This is a genomic window from Arthrobacter sp. 10N410, assembly GCF_056394945.1.
Genome location: NZ_JBFTIP010000013.1, coordinates 1 through 5,682, shown reverse-complemented (window position 1 = coordinate 5,682; position 5,682 = coordinate 1). Strand labels below are relative to the sequence as shown.

Below are 5,682 nucleotides of genomic sequence, written 5' to 3'. Positions count from 1 at the left end.
AGGTTAGGGTGCCGGTGGATGGGCCCACGCCGGCAGGGTTCCCTGGCCGAAGCGGAGCGAGGTTAGGGTGCCGGTGGATGGGCCCACGCCAGCAGGGTTCCCTGGCCGAAGCGGAGCGAGGTTAGGGTGCCGGTGGATGGGCCCACGCCGGCAGGGTTCCCTGGCCGAAGCGGAGCGAGGTTAGGGTGCCGGTGGATGGGCCCACGCCAGCAGGGTTCCCTGGCCGAAGCGGAGCGAGGTTAGGGTGCCGGTGGGGACTAGCGCAGGCCGGTCTTGCGGTGCAGGGCCAGGTAGATCAGCTCGTCGATCAGCTCCGCGTAGCCCAGCCCCGAGGCCTTCCACATCTGCGGGTACATGCTCTTCGGCGTGAAGCCAGGCATGGTATTGATCTCGTTGATGATCAGTTCGCCCTCGGGCGTGTAGAAGAAGTCCACCCGGCTCAGGCCTTCGGCGCCGACGGCGTCGAAAGCGACCGCCGCGAGCTCGCGGACCCGGGCGATGGCCTCGTCGGGGAGGTCGGCCGGGCAGCTGAGCGCGGCGGCGTCGTCCTCGACGTACTTGGCGTTGAAGTCGTAGAAGTCGTGGCCGCCGCCGGCAACCGAGATTTCGCCCGGCATGGACGTGCGCGGCGCATCGGTCCCGCGACCTTCCAGCACGGCGCATTCAATCTCGCGGCCGACGATGCCGGCCTCGATCACCAGTTTGGGATCGTGTTCCCGGGCAGCCTCAATCGCGGCGTCCAGTTGATCGAGCGAATCCACCTTGGAGATGCCCATCGAGGAGCCGGCCCGCGCGGGCTTGACGAAGACCGGGAACCCGAGCTGGTCCACTCGCTTGCGCACCAGCTCAGGGTCGGTGAGCCACTGCCGGTCCGTCACCGTGATGTAGGGACCCACACGCAGTCCGGCGGATTCGAAAACCACCTTCATGTAGTGCTTGTCCATCCCCACCGCCGAAGCCAGGACGCCGGCGCCCACGTAGCGGGTGTCGGAGAGCTCCAGGAGACCCTGGATGGTGCCGTCCTCGCCAAACGGCCCGTGCAGCAGCGGAAAGACCACGTCCACCGAGCCAAGCTCCTGCGGGACCTGGTTCGGGGAGGCCACAATCAGCTGGTGTTCCCCGCTGATCTCGGCCAACGTCACGGTCTGGTCCGACGGCGCCACTTCCGGCAGCGAGGAGGCGGAGAGCGACCAATCCTTGGTGTCTCCCGAGGCCAGTACCCACTGGCCGGTCTTGGCGATCCCGATCGGGATCACCTCGTACTTGGTCTGGTCAATCGCGCCGAGGACACCGGCCGCCGTGACGCAGCTGACCGCGTGCTCGCTGGAGCGGCCGCCGAACAGCACCGCCACCCGGGGCCTGGACCGGCCGGACCGGGCTTCTGGAGTCAAGTTCATTTCCGACACTCTTAGTAATCGCCTTCGGATTTCAGGTCCCGGGACAGCAGCAACGGTCCCAGTTCGTCTACGGACAGTTTTCCGGCCAGCACCGCGACGACGGCGGCGGTGATGGGCATCTCGACGCCCAGCTTGCCCGCCAGTTCGTGCACGGCCTGCGCCGATTTGATGCCTTCGGCGGTCTGCGTCATTTCGGCCGTGACCTGCTCCAGGCTCAGGCCGGTGCCCAGCAGCCGTCCGGCCGTGTGGTTCCGCGACAGCGCGGAGGAACAGGTGGCGACGAGGTCGCCCAGGCCCGCAAGACCCGCCATGGTCCGGGCTTCGCCGCCCAGGGCCAGCGTCAGCCTGGACGTCTCGGCGAGGCCGCGGGTGATCACGGAAGCCTTGGTGTTGTCGCCCATCTGCTTGCCTTCACAGATGCCGACGGCCAGGGCAATGATGTTCTTCACGATGCCGCCGATTTCGACGCCCACCACATCCGCCGTCGTATACGGGCGGAAATAGGGTGCCGTGCAGCTGCGGGCCATCCAGCCCGCCGCCGCAGCGTCCGAGCAGGCCACGACGGACGCCGTCGGCTCCTCCCGGGCAATCTCCATGGCCAGGTTGGGACCGGAGACGACGGCGACGCGTTCTGCGGGGATGGCCAGCTCCTCGCAGATCACCTCGCTCATTCGGGCATCCGAGTGCAGTTCCAGGCCCTTCATCAAGGAAACCACCAGCGCGCCGGGTCCGATCAGGTCCTTCCATTCGCGCAGCTGGAGCCGCAGGGTCTGGGCAGGGACGGCCAGGACCACAAGGTCGGCGCCGGCGAGGACCTCGGCCACGTCGGTGGAGGCGGTGATGCTGGCGGGCAGGGCGATGCCCTTGAGGTACTGCTCGTTGCGGTGCTCGCTGTTGATCTGGTCCACGACGGCGGCGCGGCGGCCCCAGAGGCGGATGCCGCGCTCGACGCCGGAGGCGGTGGCCGCGTCGGCGAGGATTTTCGCGAAGGTCGTCCCCCAAGATCCGGCCCCGAGCACGGCAACACACGTGGCGGAGTCAGTGGCCTCCGTGGCGGGGAGCTCCACCGTCATTTGGCACCGTCCGTGGCGCTGCCGCTGTCCGGGGTGGTTTCCGAGGCCGCGCCGGGCTTCCCACCGCGTTCGATGAAGCGCCCATGGGTGGACTGGTTGTGCGCCGAAGGGTCCCAGCGCACCAGCGGCGGCTGTCCGCCGCGCAGGGTTGCCAGCAGTTCGGTGATGGCGTCCATGATCACGTTGGTCGCCTCGGTCAACGTCGCCTTGTCCAGGGGCCGTCCGGCAAACGCACTCAGGTCCACCGGGTCACCCACCAGCACGCGCGAGGTCTTCCGGGGAAACACGTGGAATCGCTTGGCATAGCGCGGAAAGACTTCATGCGCTCCCCAATGGGCCATCGGGACCACCGGGATACCGCTTTCCAGCGCCATCCGCGCAGCACCGGTGTGGCCCTTCATCGGCCACAGCTCCGGATCGCGCGTCAGCGTGCCCTCGGGGTAGATGATGATGGCGCCGCCCTCGTCCACGACTTCCTTGGCGATTTGCAGCGAGCGGTTGGCTCCCGCCGTCGAGCGCTCCACCGGCACCTGTTTGGTGTTGCGCAGGACCGAACCCAGTACCGGGACCTTGAACAGGCTGCCCTTGGCCAGGAAGTGCGGCATCCGGTTCTGGTTGAAGAGCATGTGCCCGATCACCAGCGGATCGATTTCGGTGCAGTGGTTGGGCGCGGCGATGAAGCCGCCGGCGGGAAGTTTCTCCAGCCCCTCCCACTTCTTGTTCATCAGCAGGTTCATGAGGGGCCGGACGATTCCGGCCACGATGACAAAGGTGATGTGGCTCTTGGCCGTTTCCTTCACGTGGTCCCCGCTACCGGGCAGACGTGATGTCGAAGTCGGCGCCCAGGCCGGCGAGTTTCTCGGTGAAACGCTCGTAGCCGCGGTTGATGATGTCGATGCCGGTGACCCGGGAAGTGCCGGTGGCGGCGAGGGCGGCGATCAGGTGGCTGAAGCCGCCGCGCAGATCAGGCACATCGATGTCTGCACCCTTGAGCTGCGTGGGGCCGGAGATGACGGCGGAGTGCAGGAAGTTGCGCTGGCCGAACCGGCACGGGACGCTGCCGAGGCATTCGCGGTGGACCTGGATGCTGGCGCCCATCCGGATCAGGGCGTCGGTGAAGCCGAAGCGGTTTTCGTACACGGTCTCGTGCACGATCGAGACGCCCTCGGCCTGGGTCAGGGCCACTACCAGCGGCTGCTGCCAGTCGGTCATGAAGCCGGGGTGCACGTCGGTTTCCAGCACCAGCGGGTTGAGCTTTCCGCCGGGGTGGTAGAAGCGGATGCCGTCCTCGCCGATGTCCATGCCGCCGCCCACCTTGCGGTAGGTGTTCAGGAAGGTCATCATGTCGCGCTGGGTGGCGCCTTCGACGAAGATGTCGCCGCGGGTCACGAGGGCGGCGGAGGCCCAGGACGCGGATTCGTTGCGGTCGGAGAGGGCCCGGTGGTTGTAGCCGCCCAGGTCCTGCACGCCCTCGATCCGGATGGTGCGGTCGGTCTGGACGCTGATGATTGCGCCCATCTTCTGCAGCACGGCGATGAGGTCGACAATTTCCGGTTCGGTGGCCGCGCCGGACAGTTCGGTGATGCCCTCGGCGCGGGTGGCGCTGAGCAGGACCTGTTCGGTGGCGCCAACCGACGGGTAGGGCAGCGCGATTTTGGCGCCCTTGAGGCCGTTCGGGGCGGAGATGTGGATGCCGCCCGGGCGCTTCTCCACGACGGCGCCGAACTGGCGCAGCACATTGAGGTGGTAGTCGATCGGACGGTCGCCGATCTTGCAGCCGCCAAGGTCCGGGATGAAGGCCTCGCCGATGGCGTGGATCAGGGGTCCGCAGAGCAGGATCGGGATGCGCGAGTCGCCGGCGTGCGCGTCGATGGCCGTGTGCGAGGCCGTCTTGGCGTTGGTCGGGTCCAACGTCAGGTCCCCGGTGACCGGGTCCTTGTCCACCGTGACGCCGTGGAGCTGGAGCAGGCTGGTGACAACCTCAACGTCCTTAATTTCGGGGACGTTGCGCAACACGGACGGCTCATTGCCCAGCAGGGCAGCAACCATCGCCTTGGGGACAAGATTCTTGGCCCCCCGAACGGTGACGCGGCCGGTCAGCGGGACGCCTCCGCGGATTGTCAGAACACTACTCATTTACCAGTTTCCTCACGACTACTCGCCCCCAAATCCTTACAAAGGCTCCAGCTAAGCATAGGAGCTAGCGTTACCGATCTGAAATACGGCGCGGTTCAGGGCGGCTTGATCCACTCGTCCGCGGCTGACTGCCCTTCGCTCAGTTCGCCGTCGTTCCGGCATTGAGACGCGCTACTGCCGTCGACAACGCTGTGGCAAAACCGCACCACGCGGCATAGGGGGCAAGAGCCACTCCTGCGCGGCGGTCCAGGCGGTATGTCCGCCGCACCAGATCGACGCTGCTCGCCGTCAGGACGGCGCACTCCGCCGCTGCCAACCATGGCCGGCGGGCGCGCCAGAAGAGCCAGCTCCACGACGCATTGAGGACGAGATTGGCTGCCAAAGCGGAGCGGTATGCAGTTAGTTCCTGTTGCCTCGTGGCGCTGCCGGCGCCATCGGCCCCGTCGCTGCTATCCAGCGCGACGGCGGAGCTCACGGCGAGGTCCGCATAGAGTGCTGTCCACACGACCGGAAACGCGATGGCGGGCGGCTGCCAATCAGGTTTGCGGAGCCTCCGGTACCAGGCACCATCGGGGTCAGTCGCCACTCCACCGGCTGCCGCCGTCGCGGCCGTCGCAGCCGCCGTCCACACCACGGTCATGAGTTTCATAGCTACTCCTTCTTGCTCCGGGTCGCCTTCTGCGGGATGACGTCTCCGGGGCAAGGTCTCCCCCGGGCACGGTCTTCCCGTACGGCCGATGATACGTCCCTTGCAGGGACCGCTGGCTTGGCCACCCGCCACTCTGCACTAAAAGTGTCAGAGGTGGCCGATAGCGTGTTTTTATGGACGGCAAGCAAGGGCCCGACGTGGCTCCGGCGGACAGCGTAACGGTCGCGGACCTTGCGCGGATCCTGGCCGGGATCCCCGCCCCGGCCAGTGCCGCGGCACTCATCGACGAAACACGCGAGCTGGAGGACCTGAAGTCCGCCCTGGCCGCCCGGCAGGCCCGGAACGCCGTCGCCTTCGACCTGTCCCAGCGCCGCGAACAATCCCTGGCCGGGGTTCCCGCCGACCAGCTTGGCGCCGGCGTCGGCGC

The 5,682-nt window shown here is 67.3% G+C and carries 5 protein-coding genes and 1 pseudogene; 1 reads left to right on the top strand and 5 read right to left on the bottom strand.

Features of this window, described 5'->3' with window-relative positions:
• Nucleotides 1-257 precede the first annotated feature (257 nt).
• From AC1DB8_RS16525 to AC1DB8_RS16505, 5 genes are all read right to left on the bottom strand, one after another.
• On the bottom strand, nucleotides 258-1,397 hold the full coding sequence (locus tag AC1DB8_RS16525; protein WP_476893644.1) for a D-alanine--D-alanine ligase family protein: 1,140 nt from the start codon (nucleotides 1,395-1,397) through the stop codon (nucleotides 258-260).
• Nucleotides 1,398-1,408: 11 nt separating this feature from the next.
• Nucleotides 1,409-2,470 carry an NAD(P)H-dependent glycerol-3-phosphate dehydrogenase gene (locus AC1DB8_RS16520; RefSeq protein ID WP_476893643.1) on the bottom strand — a complete coding sequence of 354 codons (1,062 nt, stop codon included), beginning with the start codon at nucleotides 2,468-2,470 and terminating at the stop codon, nucleotides 1,409-1,411.
• Complete coding sequence (locus tag AC1DB8_RS16515; RefSeq protein ID WP_476893642.1) at nucleotides 2,467-3,270, bottom strand: lysophospholipid acyltransferase family protein; 804 nt, start codon at nucleotides 3,268-3,270, stop codon at nucleotides 2,467-2,469. The genes AC1DB8_RS16520 and AC1DB8_RS16515 overlap by 4 nt, the downstream gene beginning before the upstream one ends.
• A gap of 10 nt (nucleotides 3,271-3,280) precedes the next feature.
• Nucleotides 3,281-4,606 carry a UDP-N-acetylglucosamine 1-carboxyvinyltransferase gene (gene murA / locus AC1DB8_RS16510; protein WP_175323955.1) on the bottom strand — a complete coding sequence of 442 codons (1,326 nt, stop codon included), beginning with the start codon at nucleotides 4,604-4,606 and terminating at the stop codon, nucleotides 3,281-3,283.
• A 139-nt stretch (nucleotides 4,607-4,745) separates the two neighbouring features.
• Nucleotides 4,746-5,255, bottom strand: coding sequence for a TspO/MBR family protein (locus AC1DB8_RS16505; protein WP_441417454.1), 510 nt, complete (start codon nucleotides 5,253-5,255; stop codon nucleotides 4,746-4,748).
• A gap of 173 nt (nucleotides 5,256-5,428) precedes the next feature.
• On the opposite strand from AC1DB8_RS16505, the pseudogene AC1DB8_RS16500 reads away from it, so the two are divergent.
• Nucleotides 5,429-5,682 (top strand): annotated as a pseudogene (locus AC1DB8_RS16500) (HNH endonuclease); the annotation flags it as partial.